Origin of the sequence: Cryobacterium sp. Y29, assembly GCF_002929825.1 — a bacterium.
GTDB lineage: Bacteria > Actinomycetota > Actinomycetes > Actinomycetales > Microbacteriaceae > Cryobacterium.
Map to the genome: position 1 here is coordinate 111,977 of NZ_PJJN01000036.1, position 20,904 is coordinate 132,880.

General features: G+C 63.5%; 17 protein-coding genes and 1 tRNA gene. 5 read left to right on the forward strand and 13 right to left on the reverse strand.

What is annotated here, in order from left to right:
* Nucleotides 1-12 precede the first annotated feature (12 nt).
* The 9 genes from CXY74_RS13690 to CXY74_RS13735 all read right to left on the reverse strand — a co-directional run bounded on the left by CXY74_RS13690 (nucleotide 13) and on the right by CXY74_RS13735 (nucleotide 13,309).
* Nucleotides 13-4,665 carry a PxKF domain-containing protein gene (locus CXY74_RS13690; RefSeq protein ID WP_146070145.1) on the reverse strand — a complete coding sequence of 1,551 codons (4,653 nt, stop codon included), beginning with the start codon at nucleotides 4,663-4,665 and terminating at the stop codon, nucleotides 13-15.
* 115 nt (nucleotides 4,666-4,780) lie between these two features.
* A complete protein-coding gene (locus CXY74_RS13700) occupies nucleotides 4,781-5,878 on the reverse strand; it encodes a D-alanine--D-alanine ligase family protein (protein ID WP_104200935.1) in 1,098 nt (365 codons plus the stop codon).
* Nucleotides 5,778-6,908 carry an NAD(P)H-dependent glycerol-3-phosphate dehydrogenase gene (locus CXY74_RS13705; protein WP_233193403.1) on the reverse strand — a complete coding sequence of 377 codons (1,131 nt, stop codon included), beginning with the start codon at nucleotides 6,906-6,908 and terminating at the stop codon, nucleotides 5,778-5,780. The genes CXY74_RS13700 and CXY74_RS13705 overlap by 101 nt, the downstream gene beginning before the upstream one ends.
* Before the next feature lie 10 nt (nucleotides 6,909-6,918).
* Nucleotides 6,919-7,716 (reverse strand): 1-acyl-sn-glycerol-3-phosphate acyltransferase, encoded by a 798-nt coding sequence (locus tag CXY74_RS13710; protein ID WP_233193404.1) that lies wholly within the window; start codon nucleotides 7,714-7,716, stop codon nucleotides 6,919-6,921.
* A 7-nt stretch (nucleotides 7,717-7,723) separates the two neighbouring features.
* Nucleotides 7,724-9,031 (reverse strand): UDP-N-acetylglucosamine 1-carboxyvinyltransferase, encoded by a 1,308-nt coding sequence (gene murA, locus CXY74_RS13715; RefSeq protein WP_104201154.1) that lies wholly within the window; start codon nucleotides 9,029-9,031, stop codon nucleotides 7,724-7,726.
* Between the two features lie 169 nt (nucleotides 9,032-9,200).
* The gene (gene leuD / locus CXY74_RS13720; RefSeq protein WP_104200936.1) at nucleotides 9,201-9,827 is read right to left on the reverse strand and encodes a 3-isopropylmalate dehydratase small subunit; all 627 of its coding nucleotides are present in this window, start codon (nucleotides 9,825-9,827) and stop codon (nucleotides 9,201-9,203) included.
* A 2-nt stretch (nucleotides 9,828-9,829) separates the two neighbouring features.
* Nucleotides 9,830-11,290: a 3-isopropylmalate dehydratase large subunit gene (gene leuC, locus CXY74_RS13725; RefSeq protein ID WP_104200937.1), complete on the reverse strand. Its 1,461-nt coding sequence runs from the start codon at nucleotides 11,288-11,290 to the stop codon at nucleotides 9,830-9,832.
* 164 nt (nucleotides 11,291-11,454) lie between these two features.
* Nucleotides 11,455-12,246 (reverse strand): PP2C family serine/threonine-protein phosphatase, encoded by a 792-nt coding sequence (locus CXY74_RS13730; protein WP_233193405.1) that lies wholly within the window; start codon nucleotides 12,244-12,246, stop codon nucleotides 11,455-11,457.
* A 37-nt stretch (nucleotides 12,247-12,283) separates the two neighbouring features.
* Nucleotides 12,284-13,309, reverse strand: coding sequence for a TerC/Alx family metal homeostasis membrane protein (locus tag CXY74_RS13735; protein WP_104200938.1), 1,026 nt, complete (start codon nucleotides 13,307-13,309; stop codon nucleotides 12,284-12,286).
* Nucleotides 13,310-13,555: 246 nt separating this feature from the next.
* On the opposite strand from CXY74_RS13735, the gene CXY74_RS13740 reads away from it, so the two are divergent.
* The gene (locus CXY74_RS13740; RefSeq protein WP_233193406.1) at nucleotides 13,556-14,710 is read left to right on the forward strand and encodes a class I SAM-dependent methyltransferase; all 1,155 of its coding nucleotides are present in this window, start codon (nucleotides 13,556-13,558) and stop codon (nucleotides 14,708-14,710) included.
* A 114-nt stretch (nucleotides 14,711-14,824) separates the two neighbouring features.
* On the opposite strand, the gene CXY74_RS13745 is transcribed toward CXY74_RS13740, so the two are convergent.
* From CXY74_RS13745 to CXY74_RS13755, 3 genes are all read right to left on the reverse strand, one after another.
* Nucleotides 14,825-15,382 (reverse strand): DUF3090 domain-containing protein, encoded by a 558-nt coding sequence (locus CXY74_RS13745; protein WP_104200940.1) that lies wholly within the window; start codon nucleotides 15,380-15,382, stop codon nucleotides 14,825-14,827.
* 9 nt (nucleotides 15,383-15,391) lie between these two features.
* Nucleotides 15,392-16,099: a histidine phosphatase family protein gene (locus tag CXY74_RS13750; RefSeq protein WP_104200941.1), complete on the reverse strand. Its 708-nt coding sequence runs from the start codon at nucleotides 16,097-16,099 to the stop codon at nucleotides 15,392-15,394.
* A gap of 79 nt (nucleotides 16,100-16,178) precedes the next feature.
* Nucleotides 16,179-16,254 (reverse strand) — tRNA-Glu (locus CXY74_RS13755).
* 139 nt (nucleotides 16,255-16,393) lie between these two features.
* Between CXY74_RS13755 and CXY74_RS13760 the strand changes: the two genes are divergently transcribed.
* The 4 genes from CXY74_RS13760 (at nucleotide 16,394) to CXY74_RS13775 (ending at nucleotide 19,980) form a co-directional block, all read left to right on the forward strand.
* The gene (locus CXY74_RS13760; RefSeq protein WP_104200942.1) at nucleotides 16,394-17,044 is read left to right on the forward strand and encodes an MBL fold metallo-hydrolase; all 651 of its coding nucleotides are present in this window, start codon (nucleotides 16,394-16,396) and stop codon (nucleotides 17,042-17,044) included.
* 124 nt (nucleotides 17,045-17,168) lie between these two features.
* On the forward strand, nucleotides 17,169-17,924 hold the full coding sequence (locus tag CXY74_RS13765; protein WP_104200943.1) for an ABC transporter ATP-binding protein: 756 nt from the start codon (nucleotides 17,169-17,171) through the stop codon (nucleotides 17,922-17,924).
* Nucleotides 17,921-19,213, forward strand: coding sequence for an ABC transporter permease (locus CXY74_RS13770; RefSeq protein ID WP_104200944.1), 1,293 nt, complete (start codon nucleotides 17,921-17,923; stop codon nucleotides 19,211-19,213). The genes CXY74_RS13765 and CXY74_RS13770 overlap by 4 nt, the downstream gene beginning before the upstream one ends.
* A 26-nt stretch (nucleotides 19,214-19,239) precedes the next feature.
* Nucleotides 19,240-19,980 (forward strand): TetR/AcrR family transcriptional regulator, encoded by a 741-nt coding sequence (locus tag CXY74_RS13775; RefSeq protein WP_104200945.1) that lies wholly within the window; start codon nucleotides 19,240-19,242, stop codon nucleotides 19,978-19,980.
* A gap of 19 nt (nucleotides 19,981-19,999) precedes the next feature.
* Here the strand turns inward: CXY74_RS13775 and CXY74_RS13780 are convergent, their stop codons facing one another.
* The gene (locus tag CXY74_RS13780; protein WP_104200946.1) at nucleotides 20,000-20,902 is read right to left on the reverse strand and encodes a response regulator; all 903 of its coding nucleotides are present in this window, start codon (nucleotides 20,900-20,902) and stop codon (nucleotides 20,000-20,002) included.
* Between the last annotated feature and the right edge of the window lie 2 nt (nucleotides 20,903-20,904).

Below are 20,904 nucleotides of genomic sequence, written 5' to 3' on the forward strand. Positions count from 1 at the left end.
CCCGCGGGCGGATCAGCGCAGTCCGATGTTGACGAAGTGAGCCTGGCCATCGTCGAGCAGGACGCCGATGCGGTAGTAGTGCCCGCCCGTACCGGTTTTCCAGTTGTAGATGTACTGGCCGCCGTCGCCGCGATACGAGCTGCCGCTGTCCGCCGCAGCCGTGTACAGCGATTCATCGACCTGGAGCGACATGGCCGAACCCTGAACCGGTGTCAGCCACTTCGGTGCGGAGCTCGACAGGACGACCGTCCCGCTGGCCGTTTTCAGCTGGAATTTGACCGGAATCGTGCTTCCACCCTTGAAGACGCTGGTTGCGACGCCGATCTGGTGGGCCGTGTCATTGATCGGCTGCAGGAATCCGTCGAAGCGGTAGACCACCTTGTAGCTTCCGCGGGAGACCGCGGTGTTGCCAGCGCTGTCGGTCGCGGTCGCGGTGTAACTGAAGGTGCCGACACCGTTCGGAGTGCCTCCGGTCACCGTGACCGCGCAGGTTCCGAGTAGTCCAGAGAAGCTGTCGCTCGCACTGCAGGTAACCGCCGGCACAGCGCCGAGGGTGTAGAAACCGCCTGCCACATTGACAGAGGTGATGCTTGGCGCCTCCATGTCGATTTTGATTCCGGATAGCACTGTTGCCCCGGAGTTGCCGGCTCTGTCGGTCGACGATCCGTTGGCCGTGTTGGCTCCATTGCCGGTGAGGGTCACGTCGTCGGTGCAGGTGGCGATCCCGGAAAGCGCGTCGGCGCAACTGAAGCGAACCTTGACCGGACCGAGGTACCAGCCGTTGCTGCCGACCACCCCGCTTGCGATTGCTGCACTGATGCTCGGTGCCGTCTTGTCGAGTTTCACGGTCACACTGTCGGTGCCCACGTTTCCGGCGGTGTCAGTTGCCGAGCCGGCAACGAGCCGACCGGCGGTTTCAACCGATACCTTCACCGGGTCCGTGACCCGGGCGATACCCGAGCCGGAGTCGTCGTCCTTTGCAGTGAAGGTCACGGTGAGGTCGCTGTTGTTCCAGTCGTTGGCGTTGGCCGCGGGGTTGAGGCCGTGCGTGACGGTCGGCGCAATGTTGTCCCACTTGAGGGACACCGTGTTGGCTGCCTCGGTGTTGCCGGCGTAGTCGACCGCCCAGTAGCTCACGGTGCCGACCCCGCTGCCGTCGAGCGGAACGCTCAAGGTCTTGGTCGATCCCATGGCCACCTGCTCTGCACCGCCGTCGATCGAGTAGTGCAGCTCTCTCACGCCGGACAACCCGACCTGGTCGACGGCGCTCACGGTGACGGATGCGGTCGATCCGGTGCAGTAGCCGTTCACGAGCGTGCAGACGTTGTTCGCGGTGCTGCTGGGAGCGGTACCGTCCACGTTGATGCCGCTCACCACCGCAGCGCCGCTCTCGTGGCCGGCCAGGTCACCCGCGGTGGTGCTCGTGACGGACTGGTTCGCGCCGTCATTTGCGAAGATGAGACTGCTCGGGCAGTGCGCGACGCCGGAGAGGGCATCGAAACAGCTGAAGTCCACGAGAACCTGGCTGCGATACCAGCCGAAGGTGTTCGGGTTGGTCGTCGGCGCTCCGCTCAGGGTCGGTGGGGTGCGGTCGATCCGAATTCCGGTGACGGAGGCGCCGGCGTCGTTTCCGGCCCGGTCCGACACGGTCGCCGAGGCGCCCAGATCGCTGCCTTCGCCGTCGATCACGCTGTTCGCTGGCTCGTCAGCCGCGTCGATCCCCGACAGACCATCCGTGCCGGTCCACGCGACAGTGACGTCTCCGCGGTACCAGCCGGCCCCGTTGGAATCCGTCGTGGCGGCGCCGCTGAGACTCGGGGCGGTCTTGTCGATCCTGATGTTCCCGACGGTGGCGAAGCTGGTGTTGCCTGCCACGTCGATCGCGTCGCCGCGAACCGACTGGCCGGCGCCTTCGTTGCCGACCGTGGTGTCGGGTCCGCAACCGGCGATGCCAGAGTTGGCGTCAGTGCAGGCGAAGGTCACGTCGACGTTGCTGTTGTTCCATCCGTAGCCATTGGCTTCAGGGGACGCGAGGCCGCTGATGCTCGGCCGCACGGTGTCGACCCAGACCTCGGTTGTGCGCGCATCCTCAACGTTGCCAGCGAAGTCGACGCTCCAGTAGGCGATCGTGTGCAGGCCGAGCGAGAGCTCCTCGGTGAAGGGTTCACCGTACAGCAGCGTGTCGCCGCCATCGATCGTGTAGTAGGTGCCGGCGATTCCCGACTCGGCGTCGCTCGCGTCGAAGGCGACCGGGATGCCGCTCGTGACGAACCAGCCGCTCGCCGGTGAAATCGGGTTGATGACGGTGGTCGTGGGGGCATTCCCGTCGATCTTGAGGGTCAGGCTGTTGGCGATGGCGTCTTCGGCGTTTCCGGCAACATCCGTGCTCCAAAAACTCAGGACGTGTGTGCCGCGCAGGGCGAAGGCGAAGGGGCCGGTGTATTCCTGGGTCGCGCCGCCGTCGACGGTGTAGCTCGTCGTCGCGATGCCGGAGAGGGCGTCCCGCCCGGTCAGGGTCACGTCGACGGCGTCAGCGTACCAGCCGCTCGCAAGCGGAGCCGGCACGGTCGCGGTCGTCGTCGGCGCCGCACGGTCGATCTGAATTCCGAAAACGGTGACGGATGCGGTGTTGCCGGCTGAATCGGTGCAGGTCGCGCTCGAGGACAGGTTTGCGCCTTCTCCGCTGACGGTGTCGTTGGTCGGCCCGGTGGCGACGCCGGAGAGAGCGTCGGTGCAGGTCCAGGTTACGGCCACGTCGGCGGTGGCCCAGCCGTGTGGATAGGCGGCACTCAGCACCGGTGCAGTCGTGTCGATGTTGATGCCGGTGACGCTTGCGCTCGCGGAGTTGCCGGCGGCGTCGGTGGCGGTTCCCGCCGCAGATTGGTTGGCTCCCTCACCGAGCACCTGTGCGGATGATACATTTGTTATACCGGAGAGGGCGTCACTCGCCGTGAAGTTCACGGTGACCGAGTCGTTGTACCAGCCGGCACCATTGGCGGCCCGGTCGCTTGCGGCCGCGAGGCTCGGGGCGCTTCTGTCGATGCTGAGCACCGCCGTGTCGGTGGCGGTGTTGCCGGCGTTGTCGGTTGCTGTGCCAATGACCTGCTGGGCCGCTCCCTCGGCGCTCTGGATTGCTGGCGGTGTGCAGGAAGCGACGCCGGAGCCGGAGTCGGCGCAGTCGAAGGTGACCGTAACGTTCTGGTTGGTCCAGGCGCCATCGAGGTAGCCCAGGGGCGTGAAGGAGTGGCTGATGGCAGGGGCGGTCCTGTCGATCTTCACGCGTGCGGTCTGTGTGGCCTCTGTATTGCCCGCTTTGTCGGTGCTGAAGTAGCTGATGCTGTGGTCGCCCTCGCTCGAGAGCTGAAGGGTCGTGCCGCTGACGGTGCTGCCGCCGTCGATCGAGTACCGGGTCGTCGCCACACCCGAGAGGTTGTCGCTCGGCGAGAGCGTGACGGTGACGGTGCCGTTGCTCCAGCCCTTTGAGGCGCCGCTGATGCCGGTCGTCGGGGCGGTGCGGTCGATGTTCACCGGGGAGCTGTCCGCGGCGGTCGTGTTGCCGGCTAGGTCGCTCGCGACCTTGGATGCGAGCAGGCCGCTGCCTTCGCCCGTGATCGTGCTGTTCGACGGGACCGGACCGGCGAGGCCGGACAACCTATCGGCGGCGCTCCAGGCGACCGAGACGTCGCTGTTGTACCAGCCGGCTGCGTTCGCGGTCGAACTGGGCGAGCCGCTCAGGGCCGGTGCGGTCTTGTCGATGCTGATGCCGTCGACGCTGCCGGTGCCCGAGTTGTCAGCGTTGTCGACCGCGGTTCCACTGACAGACTGGTTGGCACCCTCGGCCGAGACGAGGACGCTCCCGCTGCCGGTGCAAGTCTTGATGCCCGAGAGGGCATCGGTGCAGCCGAACGAGACGGTGACGTTCGAGTTGTTCCAGCCGGCTGCGTTGGCTGCCGGGGCGCGAGAGCCACTGAAAACCGGGTTGCTCTTGTCGAGCTTGATGGTGGCGGAACCGCTGCTGGTGTTGCCGACGCGGTCGGCAGCCGTGGCGGTTTTGACGTCACCGCTGGTGTTGGCACTCACGCTCGAGGTTGCCGGGGCGGGGCCGAAGGCGACGCCGGAACCGGCATCCGTTGCCGACCAGGCGGCGGTGACGTTGGCCTTGTTCCAGCCGGCCGCGTTGGCGGCTGGCGAGAGGCCCGCAGTGACGGTCGGACCGGTGTTGTCGAGGGCGAAAACGGCCTGCATCGAGGAGGAAGGCCCCGTGCACTTGCCCTGCGCACTGACGTTGGGGCTGGCGGCGGCGGTGGCGGCCTGTGCACCCTCGCCCGCGCCGGCGACGGTCGCGAAGGTCCACCGCGACTTGCCGGTCGGCGAGGTTGATGTGATGTTCAGGGCGGTTCCGGCCACCTCAACACATTTCGTATCACTGCTCGTGTCGACGGTGAGGGTGAGCGCCGTTCCCTGCCGGGCGTAGAGGGTTCCGCCGACCAGGGCGCTGCCCGTGCTGCCGGTGAAAACTGCACTTGAAACACTCGAGGCGAAGGCCGGCGCCGCATTGAGCATGCCCAACACGAGCCCGAGAATTGCGGCCCGGGCGAGCCACCTACGACTTTGCTGACGGCCGCTTTGACGGGGGAATGGAGCAGCGATCGTGGCAGTGCGCATGGAAGCCTCCCGCGACGCGGATGTTCGGGTCCACCGCCACGGACACATTGTTACTTTTTCTCACCCGTCGAACAATGCCCCGTTTGGGGCTCGTGCCTCGGGGAACATAGGCCCCTCAGAACCCGTGCCGGGCGTGCGCGATGGCCACAGAGATGAGTTCGTCGATCAGCTCCGGGTAGGTGTAGCCGCTGGCCAGCCAGCAGCTCGGAAACATCGAGATGCTCGTGAACCCGGGCATGGTGTTGATCTCGTTGATCACCCAGCCGGTTTCCGTCAGGAAGAAGTCAACCCGAGCCAGGCCAGCGGCGCCGATCGCCTCGAAAGCGGCAATGGCCAGCCGCTGTACCTCAGCCAGTTCTGCCGCTGATAGCGGCGCGGGGCAGACCAGCTCGACTCCCGGCGCATCCAGGTACTTCGCGGCAAAGTCGTAAAAGTCACGGCCCGTCACGACGACCTCTCCGGCCACGGAGGCGCGGGTGGGTTCCCCCGGGCGTCCCTGTAGCACGGCAATCTCGAGTTCACGTCCGACGAGCCCGGATTCAATGAGCACCTTGTTGTCTTCGGCGAGACCGACCGTCATGGCCTCGGCCAGCTGGTCCCGTGTCGCTACCCGGCTGACGCCGACGCTCGACCCAGCCCGGGCCGGTTTCACGAAGACGGGCACGCCGAATTGTTCGAGGGCAGCGTAACCCATGCCGGGATCCCGCGCCCAGTCATCCGCTACCAGGGTGCGCCACGGCGCCACCGGCAGAGCGGCTTGCTGAAAGACGGTCTTGGCAAAGTGCTTGTCCATGCCCAGAGCGGATGCGAGAACTCCTGACCCGACATACGGAAGGTCGAGCAGGTCGAGCATGCCCTGAATGGTGCCGTCCTCGCCGAAAGGTCCATGCAAAATTGGGAATATAAGGTCGACAGAGCCGAGCGAACGCTCACCGGACGCGTCGACAACGGTCAGTTCCCGGCTCGATGCGCTCTGCGGCCAGCGCACCCGGGTGCCGTTGTCGGCGACAACGGGCAATGCCTGCGCGTTGAGGGCGAACTTGGCTGGGTCGTTGTCTTCGAGTACGTACGCGCCGTCCCGGGTGATTCCGACCGGGATGACGGTGTAGCGCTCAGGGTCGAGGGCTGCCAGCACTCCCCCCGCCGTGGCGCAGCTGATCGAGTGTTCGCTGGAACGCCCTCCAAAGAGAAGCACCACCGTGAGCTTGTGCATCGTCAAGTGTCCTTTCGCCCTGCGGTTCGCCGGAGTCAGTCGTGAGGTGCGGCGCAATGTCGCGGGGATTGAGTGTGCCATCGAGCACCTGGCGAACCTGTTCGACGATCGGCATCTCGACGCCCTTGGCACGAGCCAGTGCGAGAACCGGCTTCACCGAAGCGAGACCTTCGGTAGTCTGCTGCATTTGTTTGACGACGTCGTTGATGCTGTAACCCTGGCCGAGCAACCGCCCGGCCGTATTGTTGCGAGACAGCGGCGACTGGCAGGTGGCGATGAGGTCACCGAGGCCGGCCAGGCCGGCCAACGTCTCGGGTTGCGCGCCGTAGGCGACCGCGAAGTCGGTCATTTCGACCAGGCCGCGGGTGATGATCGACGCCTTGGTGTTCTCGCCGTAGCCGACACCGTCAACGATGCCGATGGCGACCGCAATCAGGTTCTTCAATACCCCACCGAACTCGGTGCCGATGACGTCGGTATTGACGTAGGAGCGAAAATAGCGATTGGTGGCCAGTTTGGCCACGGCCTGCGCTGTTTCGAGGCTCACCGAGGAGACGACAGCGCCGGTGGGCTGTTCCTTGGCGATTTCGAGCGCGAGGTTCGGACCGCTGATCGCGGCAATGCGATCGGGGTCAATGCGCAGCGTTTCTTCGATCACCGTGCTCATGCGCATGCCGCTGGAGCGTTCGACACCCTTCATAAGCGAGATCACTATCGCGTTCGCAACCAGGTACGGCTCGACCTGCGTGAGATTTTCGCGCAGCGACTGGCTCGGAACCGAGACGAAAACCATTTCGGCACCGGCCAGGGCGAGGTCGAGACGGCTCGTGGCGCGCAGGCCCACCGGCAGGTTCACCCCCGGCAAATAATCGCTGTTACGGCGGGCCTCAGAGATTTCCCGGGCCAGTTCGGGGCGGCGAGCCCACAGAACGACGTCGGCACCGCCATCCGTGAGAATTTTAGCGAAGGTCGTTCCCCAACTGCCCGCGCCGAGAACCGCCACCCGGGTGCCTGGCTGAATCTTCGGCAACTGGGAGGTTCTAGGCTTCAAAACGACCGGTCTCTCTCTGATTATGCTCCGCCGGGTTCCACCGCTTGGCTGGGGCCTTCTCGCCGCGCAGGTCTTCCAGCAGCGCGGTGATGGCCAGCATCACGACTGCGGTCGCCTCGTTGAGCGTCGCCGTGTCGAGGCTCCGCCCGCGAAACTGCGAGAGGTCGATCGGGTCGCCGATCTTCACGGTGATGGTTTTACGCGGAAACAGGCTGATTTTCTTGGAATATCGTTCCATCAGGTGCTGGGCGCCCCAGTGGGCGGCTGGCACGATGGGAATGCCCTGTTCAAGCGCGATGCGAACGGCTCCGGTCTTGCCGCGCATCGGCCACAAGTCAGGGTCACGAGTCAGTGACCCCTCCGGGTACACCACGACGATTTGACCCTTCTCGGCCAGACGCTGGGCGGCCTTGACCGGTTCGCCGCCGCGCACCGAACCGCCGCGCTGTACCGGAATCTGCCCGGACCTGCGCAACACCGCGCCGAAGACGGGAATTTTGAAAACAGATGCCTTCGCCAGGAATCGAGGCAGCCGCCCCAACTTCCACGCTACGACTCCCATGACCACGGGGTCGATCTCGCTGTAGTGGTTGGGTGAGAGCACGAACGCGCCACTGCGCGGAAACTTGTGAGCGTCGATGATCTCGTACCGGGCGGCGAGGTTCATGACCGGCAGAATCAGCCCGGCGAGGATCCAGAACGCGCTGGGCCGGCTCTTCTCCGAACGAAATCGGGCGCGCGGCGAAGATGACCCAGAAGCTACGGACACGTCGTTATTTTCAGGCACGCGCCTATTATCCTTCGAGATCGAAGTCCGCCCCCAAAAGCCGCAGCTTGCCGATGAAGTTCTCGTACCCGCGGCTGATGATTCCCACGTTGCTGACCGTTGATGTGCCCTCGGCCGAAAGCGCCGCGATCAGATGGCTGAAACCGCCGCGCAGGTCGGGCACGACGATGTCGGCGCCGTGCAGCTTCGTCGGGCCGGTAATGACGGCCGAGTGATTGAAATTGCGCTGGCCAAACCGGCACGTGTGCCCACCGAGGCATTCCTTGTGAATTTGAATTGTCGCGCCCATCTCGACCAGCGCGTCCACGAAGCCGAACCGCTGCTCGTACACCGTTTCGTGCACGATCGAGGTTCCGTGTGCCTTGGTCAGCGCGATGACGAGCGGTTGCTGCCAGTCCGTCATGAAGCCAGGGTGGACGCCCGTTTCGATAATGACAGGCTTGAGGTCGCCGCCGGGGTGATAAAAGCGAATGCCGTCGTCGCAGATGTCGAAAGCGCCACCGACCTTGCGGAAGACGTTGAGGAACGTGATCATCTCAGGCTGCCGGGCGCCACCGACGAAGATGTCGCCGTCGGTGGCGAGTGCTGCGGCAGCCCAGCTGGCAGCCTCGTTGCGGTCGAACAGGGCGCGGTGATTGTATCCGACCAGGCGTTCGACGCCCTCGATGCGGATCACCCGGTCAGTATCGACCGTGATGATGGCGCCCATCTTCTGCAAAATGTTGATGAGATCCATGATTTCAGGCTCGATTGCCGCGCCCTTGAGCTCGGTGAGACCTTCGGCCCTCACCGCGGTGAGCAGCACCTGCTCGGTGGCGCCCACGCTCGGGTACGGCAGTTCGAGCTTGGCGCCTTTGAGACCGTTCGGCGCCGACATACGGATGCCGTTGGGCTGCTTTTCGACGACAGCACCAAATTTGCGCAGCACCTCGAGGTGAAAGTCGATCGGCCGGTCGCCGATGCGGCAGCCGCCGAGGTCGGGAATGAAGGCTTCGCCGAGCCGGTGCAACAGCGGACCGCAGAACAGAATCGGGATGCGCGAAGAACCCGCGTGGGCATCGATCGCGGCGAAGTGCGCGCTTTCCACGTTTGCCGGGTCAAACACGAGGGTTCCGGGCTCATCACCCTCGGTCACATTGACGCCGTGCACCTCGAGCAGGCCCCGAACGATCCGAACATCACTGATGTTCGGAACGTCCTTGAGAACGCTGGGGGTTTCACCGAGCAGGGCGGCGACCATGGCCTTGGTGACGAGGTTCTTCGCCCCCTTCACCTCGATGCGACCGACCAGCGGAATACCACCGCGGATGGTGATTTTATCGGCGGTGAGGCCAACGGATGCCCCGTGGTTCTGAGCACTCCCCCGCTCGTTCGCGTCGTCGTGCTGCCGGGCATCGTTTAGATTCTTAGCCTCTTGATCACGCCGGGCCTCGCTGAGAGTGCTCACAAAATACCTGTCCTAATGCAAATTGGTGCAATACAAACTACTGCAAATTGACGCGGGCCGAACCTGCGGAGAGCGCCGGAAGAGTGCGCGGCAACCACGACTCTCGCGTCCCCTCAAATTCCTTGATCCGCGCTTCGTCACGCAGGGTCAGCCCGATGTCATCAAGACCTTCGAGCAGCCGCCATCTAGTGTAATCATCGATTTGAAAATTCACGGTCAGGTCCCCGACACGCACTGTTTTACCCACCAGATCCACGGTTAACTCCACCCCGGGGGCGCGCTCGGCCAGGTTCCACAGGGTTTCGGCATCCGCTTCGCTGATCTGGCCGGCGAGCAAGCCCTGCTTGCCGGCGTTTCCGCGAAAGATGTCGCCGAACCGGGGGCTGAGGACCACGTCGAAGCCGTAGTCCCGCAGGGCCCAGACGGCGTGTTCGCGCGATGAGCCAATTCCGAAGTCGGCCCCGGCGATGAGCACGCGACCGCCCTGGTACTCCGTCTTATTGATGACGAAGTCGGGGTCGAGGCGCCAGGCCGCGAACAACGCGTCTTCAAAGCCGGTGCGCGTGACGCGCTTGAGATACACGGCTGGAATGATCTGGTCGGTATCGACATTGGAACGGCGCAGCGGCACCGCGATTCCGGTGACGGTGGTGAATTTCTGCATGGTTACTGGTCTCCAGCTTGGTCGAGATCCCACGGGCTACTGAGCGTGCCGCGAATGGCCGTGGCGGCAGCGACGAGCGGCGACACCAGATGGGTGCGCCCGCCCTTTCCCTGTCGTCCTTCAAAGTTGCGGTTACTGGTCGACGCGCAGCGTTCGCCGGGTTCAAGCTGGTCTGGGTTCATGCCGAGGCACATCGAACACCCGGCGAAGCGCCATTCGGCACCGAAGTCAAGGAAGATCTGGTCGAGCCCCTCGGCTTCAGCCTCGATGCGTACCCGGGCAGAACCGGGAACGACCATCATGCGCAGCCCTTCGGCCTTGGTCTTGCCCTTGATGATTTCAGCGGCGGCGCGCAGGTCTTCAACCCGGCTGTTGGTGCAGGAGCCGAGAAAAACGGTATCGACCCGGATGTTCTTCATCGGGGTGCCGGCCGCAAGATCCATGTATTCCAAAGCCCGCTCAGCCGCCGAGCGCTCGTTGGCGTCGACGATATCGGCGGGATTCGGCACAGATCCGCTCAGGGACACGCCTTGGCCGGGATTGGTACCCCAGGTGACGAACGGTTCGAGATCGTTCGCATCGATGATGACCTCGGCGTCATAGGTCGCGCCCTCGTCGGTGGCCAGGGTCTCCCAGTAAGCGACGGCAGCATCCCAGTCGGCACCGCGGGGCGCGTGGGCACGCCCGTCAAGGTAGTCATAGGTGACCTGATCGGGGGCGACCATACCGGCGCGGGCGCCGGCCTCGATCGACATGTTGCAGATAGTCATGCGCCCCTCCATGGAGAGGGCTCGAATGGCCTCTCCACGGTATTCGAGCACGTAACCGGCCCCCCCACCGGTGCCGATCTTGGCGATCACGGCCAGGATGATGTCTTTCGCGGTGACCCCGGTACGCAACCTGCCGTTGACGGTGATGGCCATGGTCTTGAAGGGGTTCAACGGCAGAGTTTGAGTGGCCATGACGTGCTCGACCTCGCTCGTGCCGATACCGAGCGCCATGGCACCGAAGGCACCGTGGGTGGAGGTGTGCGAGTCGCCGCACACCACGGTGATTCCCGGCTGGGTCAGGCCGAGCTGTGGGCCGACAACGTGCACGATGCCCTGTTCGATGTCACCGAGCGAGTGCAGGCGCACACCGTATTCGGCGCAGTTGCGGCGCAGGGTCTCGATCTGCGTGCGGCTGGTGAGGTCCGCGATCGGCTTGTCGATGGCGAGCGTTGGCGTGTTGTGGTCCTCGGTCGCGATGGTCAGATCGGGCCGACGCAGCATTCGATTGGACAGGCGCAGACCGTCGAAGGCCTGCGGGCTGGTGACCTCGTGCAGCAGGTGCAGGTCGATATAGATCAGGTCGGGCGTGCCATCCTCACCCTTGGTGACGAGGTGATTGTCCCAGACCTTTTCGGCCAGGGTACGAAGGCCGGTGCCGGAGTGTTTTTGCGAAGTGGGTATTACGTTGGTCATTTTGAGCGTCTTCCTCACGAATCGATGGCAGCCACGCTGAGCGCCGCGACGAGGGAGGCCTCAGGACAGGGACTCGTCGCGGCACAGAAGAAGTCGGCTCAGCACCATGGGTTCAGGCTAACACCTCGCCCAGCCGCTCGGCTCGCGAACGCTGGCGCGAACGGTCAGTCGAACGTTGATTCCACGAAGACGACGCTGACGTTATCGCGTCCGCCGTGCTCGATGGCTTCGTCGACGAGAATGTCAGCGACGCTGCGTTCCGCGGCATCCAAGCCAATGTCCCTGGCCAAGACCTCCGCGATCGCCGCGTCATCAAGTTCTTTGGTCAGGCCGTCGGAGCAGATCAAAAAGGATTGTCGTCCGAGGGCCGGCAGCAGCCAGACGTCGGCATCGACAAACTCGTCGGCGCCGATCGCCCGGGTGATGACGTTGCGCTCGGGATGCTTCTCGGCGTCGTCGACCGAAATCAGGCCAGCGTCGACCATCTCCTGCACTGCGGAGTGGTCGATGGACAACTGGGCCAAAACACCGTCGGTCCAGGTGTAGACGCGGGAATCGCCGACGTTGAAGGCCATCCAGTGGTAGCCGACGTCATCACCGGCGTCGACGAAGGCGATGCCCGCGAGGGTGGTGCCCGACACTGCGGTGCCGTAGTCATCGGCTGTGCTCAGATCGCGTACGGCGTCATTCGAAGAGTGGATGGCGTCGAGGATGCGTTCCGGCGTCGAGGCCGAATCGCGGGCGATGTGCTCATCGAACACCCGAAGTACGGTCTGGCTGGCGACCTCACCCCGGGCGTGGCCGCCCATACCGTCGGCCACGAGGAACACTGGAGACTGCGCGAGCACGCTGTCCTCGTTGACCTTGCGCACGCTGCCGACATCGGTGCGCTCGCTGAAAGAGAAGCGGGCGACAGCGCTGGAAAGCTCGATCATGCTCTGCCGGTGCACAGTCATGAGAACCCCCCGTTCGCCGTCGCCCGGTCTCCAGCCGTCATTCGTTGGCGTTTACCGAAATCTCTTCGACCAGCGTGTGGCCATGCTTTTTGGCATCGTGACCAGCCTTGATCAGGCTCGCCACGGTGGCCACGGCCATGCTGCCGATGATCACGCCGAGCGAGGTCCAGGTGCCGATCTCGGGCGCCCACAACATGGGATCGCCATTATTGATGAAGAAGACCTCGTTGGTGTGCATCGCGTGCAGCACGAGCTTGACGCCGATGAAGCCGAGGATGACCGCGATGCCGTACTTGAGGTATTCGAGACGTTCGAGCAGTCCGCCGAGGAGAAAGTACAGTTGGCGCAGGCCCATGAGGGCGAAGATATTGGCCGTGAACACGATGAACGGACTCGTCGTGATGCCGAAGATCGCTGGAATGGAGTCGAGGGCGAAGATGAGGTCGGTGGTGCCGATCGCGATGAACACGATCAGCATCGGCGTGAAGATCTTCTTGCCGTCGACCAGCGTGCGAACCTTGGAGCCGTCGAATTCTGATGAGATACGTATGCGGCGGCGGAGCAGACGGATGACGCCGTTCTCTTTTTCTTCCGTTTCTGCTTCGGAGGAGAACGCTTGCTTCACGGCCGTATAGAACAGGAACGCGCCGAAGATGTAGAAGATCCAGGCATAGCTTTCGATCAGCTGGGCGCCGAGCAGAATGAAGATCCCGCGCAGCACGAGAGCGATGATGATTCCCACCATCAGCACTTCCTGCTGGTATTTTCGCGGCACGGAGAACCGGGCCATGATGATTACGAAGACAAAGAGGTTATCGATCGACAGGCTGTACTCGGTCAGCCAGCCGGCGAGAAATTGACCGGCATGTTCCGCGTCACCGAGAACCAGCATCAAGAGCGCAAAAATGAGCGCGAGCCCAACGTAGAACGCAACCCAGAGTCCAGCCTCGCGCATGCTCGGAACGTGCGGGCGCTTGTAGACGATGAGCAGGTCAGCGACCAGAATAAGGGTCAAAACGACCAATGATCCAGCTTCGAACCAGAGAGGGAGGGCGAGTTCCACGGGGGCCTTTCAAGAAAATAACGGGAATCGGGGATGGCAGAACCCGAAAGTCTCTCCCGCACCGATAGCGCCCAAACGGAACCAATCGATACCACCGCGACCGGGGCCCCGCCAGTGCGGCCCGTATTGACGATCACGACATAGAACCCGATCGGGCCCAGAGGGATACTCCCCTTCGCTCGCAAAATCCTATCAGTGTGGTGGCCCCACGCGCACCTTCGCCCAGCGCCGGCCCTAACCCGGCCTATGCTTGCTGGCTATGACTATGCACCGGGTTCGATGACGGCCGCCGACTACCTCAACTGGTCTGACGTTGGTCGACCGGTCACCGCTCTGTGGAGATCAGCTAACGGCGCACCGGCCCCGAAACGAGTCGAGCCGGTCGACGACACGATCACAGCGGATGCGGCCTACCGGCTGGCCTCGCAGGGCGTCGCAATGCTCTGGAACGGGGACTTTCAGAACGCCCGCCAAATTCTGACGGCTCTGGAACACCGCACCAGGCCTCGCCCGGATCACACCGAGCGCAGCACCGCCGACCTGTTCTACCGCTATCGGCAGAACAGGTCGCACCGGGCCCGGATTCTCGGACTGCTTCTCGTTCCACTTGCTGTCGGCAACACGATCGGGCTGCGCCGCGCGCCGGACGTTCACGCTGCCACGGTCGCCGCCTACGGCAGCATCACCGAGGCATCCGTTGTGTCGCTGCACGAGGTGCTCGGTACGATCGGCGCCCATCAGTGGCGGACCAAAGGCATTCCCGTTGCCGCGTTGAACGCCAACATCTATCCGCATTACGGCACATTCTTCCCGGTGCGCAGCGAGTACGTCGATCTCGTGGCGAGCGCTCCCCTGGCCGCGCCACAGCTTGCCTTCGACATCGGTACCGGCACCGGGGTGCTGGCAGCGGTACTCGCGACCCGGGGCGTGCCGAATGTGGTCGCGACAGATATCGAGCCGCGTGCGGTCGCATCCGCTCGAGAAACGGTATCGCTTCTTAAACTCGACGGGCGGGTTGAGGTTCAACTGACCAGTCTCTTTCCTGAGGGGAAAGCCGATCTCATCGTCTGCAATCCACCGTGGATTCCTGCGACCGCACACTCACTGCTCGATGCGGCCGTCTACGACCCTGGATCTCGCATGCTCAAGGGATTTCTGGCCGGCGTGCTCGACCATCTGGAGCCGAACGGTGAGGTCTGGTTGGTACTGTCCGATTTCGCTGAACTGGTGGGGCTGCGCTCCCGCGGCGACCTCCTGAACGTGATCGATGCGGCCGGCCTGCGCGTGATCGGTGCACTCGAAGCGCCCGCCAGACACTCGAGAGCGAGCGACACGAACGACCCGCTGCACGCGGTGCGAGCGAACGAGGTCACCTCTCTCTGGCGCCTCTGCGCCAGCTAAACCCCGCGCTCAACGCTCGGGTCTGCGATTGTCGCTCCGCAGCACCACCTGGAAAGTACCGGAGCGGCCGGCGAGCTCGCACTGGGCACTAATCGAGGTCGAGCTCCATCGGAATCAGCGGTCATCCGGCAGACTACAGACGTGTCCGTTTGCATCGATGGGCATACCGCACAAGGCACAAATGGGTCGACCGGCCCCCACGATCTCCCGGGTGCGCATCGCGAACGCTTGGGCGGTGCCCACCGGGATACGTACAAGCAGCGTTTCCGTCGACTCCAAGCTGGCCGTGTCGACGTCGTCCTCGTCGGTGACCCCGCTGTCTGTCAGCGAAAAAGCCTCGATCACGACCTGCGCACTGCGCGGATCCCAGCCGAGGGTCATCGTGCCGGTGCGGAACTGCTCACCAAACGGCTGCTCCAGGGGGTCGTTGTCGACCAGTTCGATAGGCGTTGCCGTTGGCACACTGAAGGGGTTTCCGTCGTGCGTCATGAGCTGCTCGAGCATTTCGTCGATCTTCTCCGCGAGCAGAGCGGATTGTTGTTTTTCCAGGGCAATGCTGACGATGTGAGCGCCGCTACGCACCTGCAGGTAAAACGTGCGTGATCCGGGCACGCCAACGGTGCCGATGACAACACGATCTGGCCAGTCGAATTCGTGAACGATTATGGGCATGGGAACATTTTATGAGCGCACGGCCTGTGGCGCAGCGTGACCGGACCCACCGCCCACCGGCGCGTCATCCCCCGGGGCACTTGAGCGCAGCCAGGACAGGTCTCCGGAGTCGGTATTGGTGGCAAACACGTTCGGACGATGGGGCCCGTAGCGCACGATCGACACCGAGGCCGGACCGACAGAAATGCGCTGGAACAGGTCCAGGTGCATGCCGAGCGCGTCGGCCAGAATCGACTTGATGATATCGCCGTGGCTGACCGCCACCCACACGGCGTCCGGCCCGAATTCCGCCTCGATCCGTGCGTCGTGGCGCCGGATGGCGGCGACCGACCGGGCTTGCATGGTCGCCATCGATTCTCCGCCGGGAAAGACGACGGCTGACGGTTGCGCTTGCACAACCGGCCACAGTTTCTCCAGGGCAAGCTCACTGAGCGATCGGCCCTGCCACTGCCCGTAATCGCACTCCGTGATGTCCGCATCCTCGGTCGTCGCCGGGGAACCCGCCTGATGCTGCAGGATCAGGGCCGAGGTCTGCTGGCATCGTTCCAGCGGGCTCGAGACTAAACCAACCAGTGGAACCGCAGCAAGCCGCTCCCCGGTGCGGGCGGCTTGGTCACGTCCCACTTGGTCGAGCCCGACCCCGGGGGTTCGTCCGGCTAACATACCGGTGGCATTTGCTGTAGTGCGACCGTGCCGCACAAGAATGACTGTGGCCATGCCTACGAGCCTATACAGGAGCACTGACGCCGTGAACCAGAAAAGCCCGGCACCTTTGAAAGAGTAGGCGACCGGGCAATGGTGACCCCAGCGGGATTCGAACCCGCGTTACCGCCGTGAGAGGGCGATGTCCTAGGCCGCTAAACGATGGGGCCGTTTTTGCAACTTTCCGAGTATGCCACATGAAGGAGTGCTCTTCCAAACCGAGCGCATGCGGCGCGCCGTAGCGGCTGCCGATCAGTCAAGAAAGTGGATGCTGTTGCGCCACGACTCGAATCGGGGTTAGCTCAGGGCATGAAATTGACCAAGCTGGAGCATGCTGCCCTGATCATCGAACTCGCCGGCAAGAAGCTCTATATCGACCCAGGTTCGTTCACCACTGCACTCGCGCGCACGGCCGACACCGTGGCCGTAGTCATCACCCACGAACACGCCGACCACTGGACCCCGGAACAACTGGGCCGCATCATTGAAATGAACTCCGATCTGCGCATCTTCGCGCCGGCCGGCGTTACGCGCGCCATTGCCGCCTTCGACGCTGAACTCGACGTCACGACGGTGCAGGCCGGTGACGTGATCGAAGTCGCCCCGTTCACCCTGCGTTTCTTCGGCGCCACCCACGCGGTGATCCACGAATCGATCCCGGTCATCGACAACGTCGGAGTTCTCGTCAATGACGAGCTCTACTACGCCGGCGATGCTTTCACCATTCCCGAGGGGGTCGAGGTCGGCACGCTCGCCGTTCCGGCCGCGGCACCGTGGATGAAAATCAGCGAGGCGATGGACTACATTTTCGCGATCAAGCCCAAGCGCAGCTTTCCCACCCATGAGATGCTGCTCTCTCGCGCCGGGAAAGACCTGTCCAATGCGAGATTCCAGAATGTCACCCAACTCAGCGGTGGTGAGTTCTTTCCCCTCGAACCGGGCGACAGCCTTGACCTGTAAACCGACCAGGGGCGCAGCATCCTCTGGGAAACGGCCCGCTGTCAGTAAACTTGCAGTCACTGCAATTTAGAGTGCAGTTACTGCACATGTGGCCTGTGAGGTCACCAGGAGCAAGGGATGCGCGATGGACTCCGAGTGGGTAATTGATGCACAAGGCCTGGAAAAATCCTATGGGTCGGGTACGAGCCGGTTCGACGCCCTGAAAGGCGTATCCGTTCAGATCGCGCCCGGGGAGACCGTGGCGATCGTCGGAAAAAGCGGGTCCGGCAAGTCGACCCTCATGCACCTGCTCGCCCTGCTCGACGAGCCCGATAAAGGATCGCTGCAGGTTGCCGGCACAGACGCCAAGTCGCTCTCCAAGCGCGCGGTCAACGAGCTGCGCAACAAGGAGTTCGGCTTCGTCTTTCAGCAGTTCTTTCTCACCCCCAACAGAAGCGTGCTCGACAACGTCATTCTGCCGCTCAAGATCGCCGGCATAGGCGTCAAGGAACGTCGCGGCCGCGGGATGGAAGTTCTCGAACAGCTCGAACTGGCCGACAAAGCCGGTAACAAGGCCACGACCCTGTCTGGCGGCCAAAAGCAGCGCGTCGTGATCGGTCGCGCCCTGGTGAATGCACCACGGGTGATCTTCGCCGACGAACCCACCGGAAACCTTGACACCGCCACCGGCGCCGTGGTCGAAGACATCCTGTTCGAGCTCAATCGCAGCCAGGGCATCACGCTCGTCATCGTCACCCACGACGAGGAACTCGCCGCTCGCTGTGACCGCCAGATCTTTATTCGCGACGGACTGGTCGTGTCTCACGCCGGTCCGACGCACACCGGGGCGCACGCGCTGCACACCCCCGAAGCACTGACCACCGCCGGAGGCGCAGCATGAGAGCCAAAGACCTCGTCACCACCGCGATCTCCAACACTTTTCGCAGCAAGCTTCGCACGACGCTGACCGTTCTGGCCATCTTCGTCGGAGCTTTCACTCTCACACTCACCAACGCCGTCGGCGCCGGCGTCAGCCAGTATGTCGACGCTCAGGTGGGCGCCCTTGGCTCCCCCGACGTGTTCATCATCACGCAGGCGAGTGACGCCACGACAGCCGGCGACGGCCCGGTCACGTACGACCCGAAGAGTTCAGCATCTGTCTCCAGTCAACAGGGTCCGCCCGGCACGACAACCAAGGCGCTGACAGACTCCGACCTCACCAAAATTGGCGAGACTGCAGGCATTGTGTCGGTCGATCCGGTTCGCGCTGTTCAGCCCGATTACATCGAGTACGGCACCGGTTCGCAGTACGAGTTCAGCATCAACGCCACCTCCGCCGTCACCACGGCCGACCTTACTGCTGGTGCGCAACTCGACGGCGGCGCCAGTGACGCTCAACTCGTGCTGCCTGACACCTTCGTGACCCCGCTCGGGTTCGCGTCGGCGGACGACGCGGTGGGGGCATCCGTTTCGATTGGCATCACCGACATTCTCGGAGCGAAGCACACCGTGCAGGCCACCATCGTCGGCGTCTCCCTCGAGAGCCTGCTGGCCGCGGGCGCCGGGGCCAACGACGCGCTGATCGCCGAGCTGGCCGACGCGCAGTCCGGCGGCATCGCCACCGCCGTCACGAGTTACGGTGTGGCCGTGGCTCACTTCGACACAACCCTGTCAGCGGATGCTGTCACCGCCCTCAAGGCTGACCTCGCCACCCAGAACTACACCGCGCGCACCATCGCAGACCAGTTGGGCGCCGTGCAAACGGTGATCAACGGCATCGTGGGGGTGCTCAACGCTTTCGCCGTCATTGCCTTGATCGCGGCGGCATTCGGCATTATCAACACCCTGCTGATGAGCGTGCAGGAGCGCACCCGTGAGATCGGCCTGATGAAGGCCATGGGCATGAGCAGCGGCAAGGTGTACACCCTGTTCAGCCTCGAAGCGGTCGTCATCGGGTTCCTCGGCAGCGCCATCGGTGCCGGTGTGGCGATCGGACTCGGCTCCGCCTTGAGCGCCGTCCTGTCGCAGGGGTTGCTCTCGGGGTTGCCGGGATTGAACATCCTCTTGTTTGAGCCGGCATCTGTGGCCTTCGTCATCCTGCTGGTCATGGCGATCGCCTTCCTCTCCGGCACCCTGCCGGCTCAGCGGGCGGCAAAGCAGAACCCGATCGAGTCGCTGCGGTACGAGTAGCGCTGTACCGAGCAACAGGACGAGGAATGACCGACACCCCGACGCCACGCACCCAGGCGCCCGTGCGCCCGCAAACTCGTGAAGACAAGCATCATGAGACGAAGCTGCGAGTGGAACAAAGTGCCGTCAGCCTCGTTTTGGAACACGGTTTCGACAACGTCACCGTGGATATGATCTGCAGCCGGAGTGGCATTTCCCAGCGCACCTTCTTCAACTATTTCAACACTAAGAACGCTGCCATCATCGGCACCGAATCGCCCACCATCGATGAAAGTCGGGCCCGGGCATTCATCGCCGCCCCCGGAGATGATCTGCTGCCCGATGTGCTCATCCTGATGAGCGCGATCGGACCACGTGATGGCATCGACGAGCACCTCTTCACCGACCGACTGCGAATTTTCGGGCTGCATCCAGAGCTCATGCAGGAGCAGATGGAGCGGATGACCCGGATCATCTCCGAGGTCGCCGGGTTGGTCTACCTGCGCCTCGGTCGCGGGGCCACCGGCGACGCCGAGAATGATGTTGCCCGGGCTTTTCGACACGGGCAGGCCGAACTGCTCACGCATGCCATGGTGGGCGTTGCACGTTTTATGGCCATGCAATCGATTCCCGCTCAGGCGTGCCGGACAGCATCTGCCGCCGACGGTGAAGCTGGGTCCAACGCCAGCCCGAGCACGGCTGACCAACAAGTGAGTCTTACCCTGGCCGAGTCCCTAAACCGAACCGTCGAGCTGCTCCGGCGCACGCTGGTCCTCCCCAGCCCATAGGTGCGGCCCGATGCAGGGGTCACTGCTCGTGGTCGGATTCCCGGGGCAACCACTTCAATAGAGCCGCCCGCAGCTTGGCTAGGTGCAGCGGGCGTATGAGGTACTCGTTCATGCCGACCGCGCGGGTGTGGTCGGCATCGCCGCGCACCGCGCTGGCTGTCATGGCCAGGATCGGCACATGTACACCCGTTCCCTCTGCCGCTCGAATGGCCGTGGCCAATTCGAAGCCGTTCATCTGTGGCATTTGGAGGTCAGTGATCACCAGGTGGTAATCGCCCGTTGTCCACAGTGCGAGGGCTAGAGCGCCGTTGTCCCTGAGGTCGGCCTCGTATCCGAGTAGGTTCAGCTGCCATAAAATGAGCTTTTGATTAGTCGGATTACCTCCAGCCACAAGAATACGAGTGGCATCCGGGGCGCGAAGTGCCGTCGATCGTGTCCCTGCGGGAGAATCCTCAAGTATTGACCAGTCTCGCGCCCAGAAGCTGGAAGACGACTCGTTCGACCTCGAAACGTTGCCTCTTATTGAAGTCGTTTCCTCCGAAGCGTCCTCATCATCAGCCCGTGGTAGAAGCCATTTGATCGCGTCCTGAAGCTCCTGATAGTGCAGCGGCTTGGTGATGTAAGCATCACAAGCAGCCTGACGCGCCCGGTCCTGATCCCGAGACATGGCCATCGCTGTCAGGGCGATCACCGGTATTTCGGCAGTGGCGGGATCGCTCTTCAGCAAAGCGGTAGCGGCGAACCCGTCCATTCCCGGCAGCTGGATATCCATCAGAATCAGATCTGGCAGTTCAACCCGAGCGAGCAACAAACCACTCTCAGCATCGACGGCCTCAAACGTCGAGTGGCCCGCCCGGCGCACCAGCAGCGCCGCGAGCTTCATGTTGATGTGGTTGTCTTCAATGATGAGAATTCTGGCCACAT

Excerpts from the sequence above, each read along its gene's own strand:
- CXY74_RS13690 (WP_146070145.1), bottom strand. The coding sequence starts at position 4,665 with ATGCGCACTGCCACGATCGCTGCTCCATTCCCCCGTCAAAGCGGCCGT.
- CXY74_RS13700 (WP_104200935.1), bottom strand. The coding sequence starts at position 5,878 with ATGCACAAGCTCACGGTGGTGCTTCTCTTTGGAGGGCGTTCCAGCGAA.
- leuD (WP_104200936.1), bottom strand. The coding sequence starts at position 9,827 with ATGCAGAAATTCACCACCGTCACCGGAATCGCGGTGCCGCTGCGCCGT.
- leuC (WP_104200937.1), bottom strand. The coding sequence starts at position 11,290 with ATGACCAACGTAATACCCACTTCGCAAAAACACTCCGGCACCGGCCTT.
- CXY74_RS13730 (WP_233193405.1), bottom strand. The coding sequence starts at position 12,246 with ATGACTGTGCACCGGCAGAGCATGATCGAGCTTTCCAGCGCTGTCGCC.
- CXY74_RS13740 (WP_233193406.1), top strand. The coding sequence starts at position 13,556 with ATGCTTGCTGGCTATGACTATGCACCGGGTTCGATGACGGCCGCCGAC.
- CXY74_RS13745 (WP_104200940.1), bottom strand. The coding sequence starts at position 15,382 with ATGCCCATAATCGTTCACGAATTCGACTGGCCAGATCGTGTTGTCATC.
- CXY74_RS13750 (WP_104200941.1), bottom strand. The coding sequence starts at position 16,099 with ATGGCCACAGTCATTCTTGTGCGGCACGGTCGCACTACAGCAAATGCC.
- CXY74_RS13760 (WP_104200942.1), top strand. The coding sequence starts at position 16,394 with ATGAAATTGACCAAGCTGGAGCATGCTGCCCTGATCATCGAACTCGCC.
- CXY74_RS13765 (WP_104200943.1), top strand. The coding sequence starts at position 17,169 with ATGGACTCCGAGTGGGTAATTGATGCACAAGGCCTGGAAAAATCCTAT.
- CXY74_RS13770 (WP_104200944.1), top strand. The coding sequence starts at position 17,921 with ATGAGAGCCAAAGACCTCGTCACCACCGCGATCTCCAACACTTTTCGC.
- CXY74_RS13775 (WP_104200945.1), top strand. The coding sequence starts at position 19,240 with ATGACCGACACCCCGACGCCACGCACCCAGGCGCCCGTGCGCCCGCAA.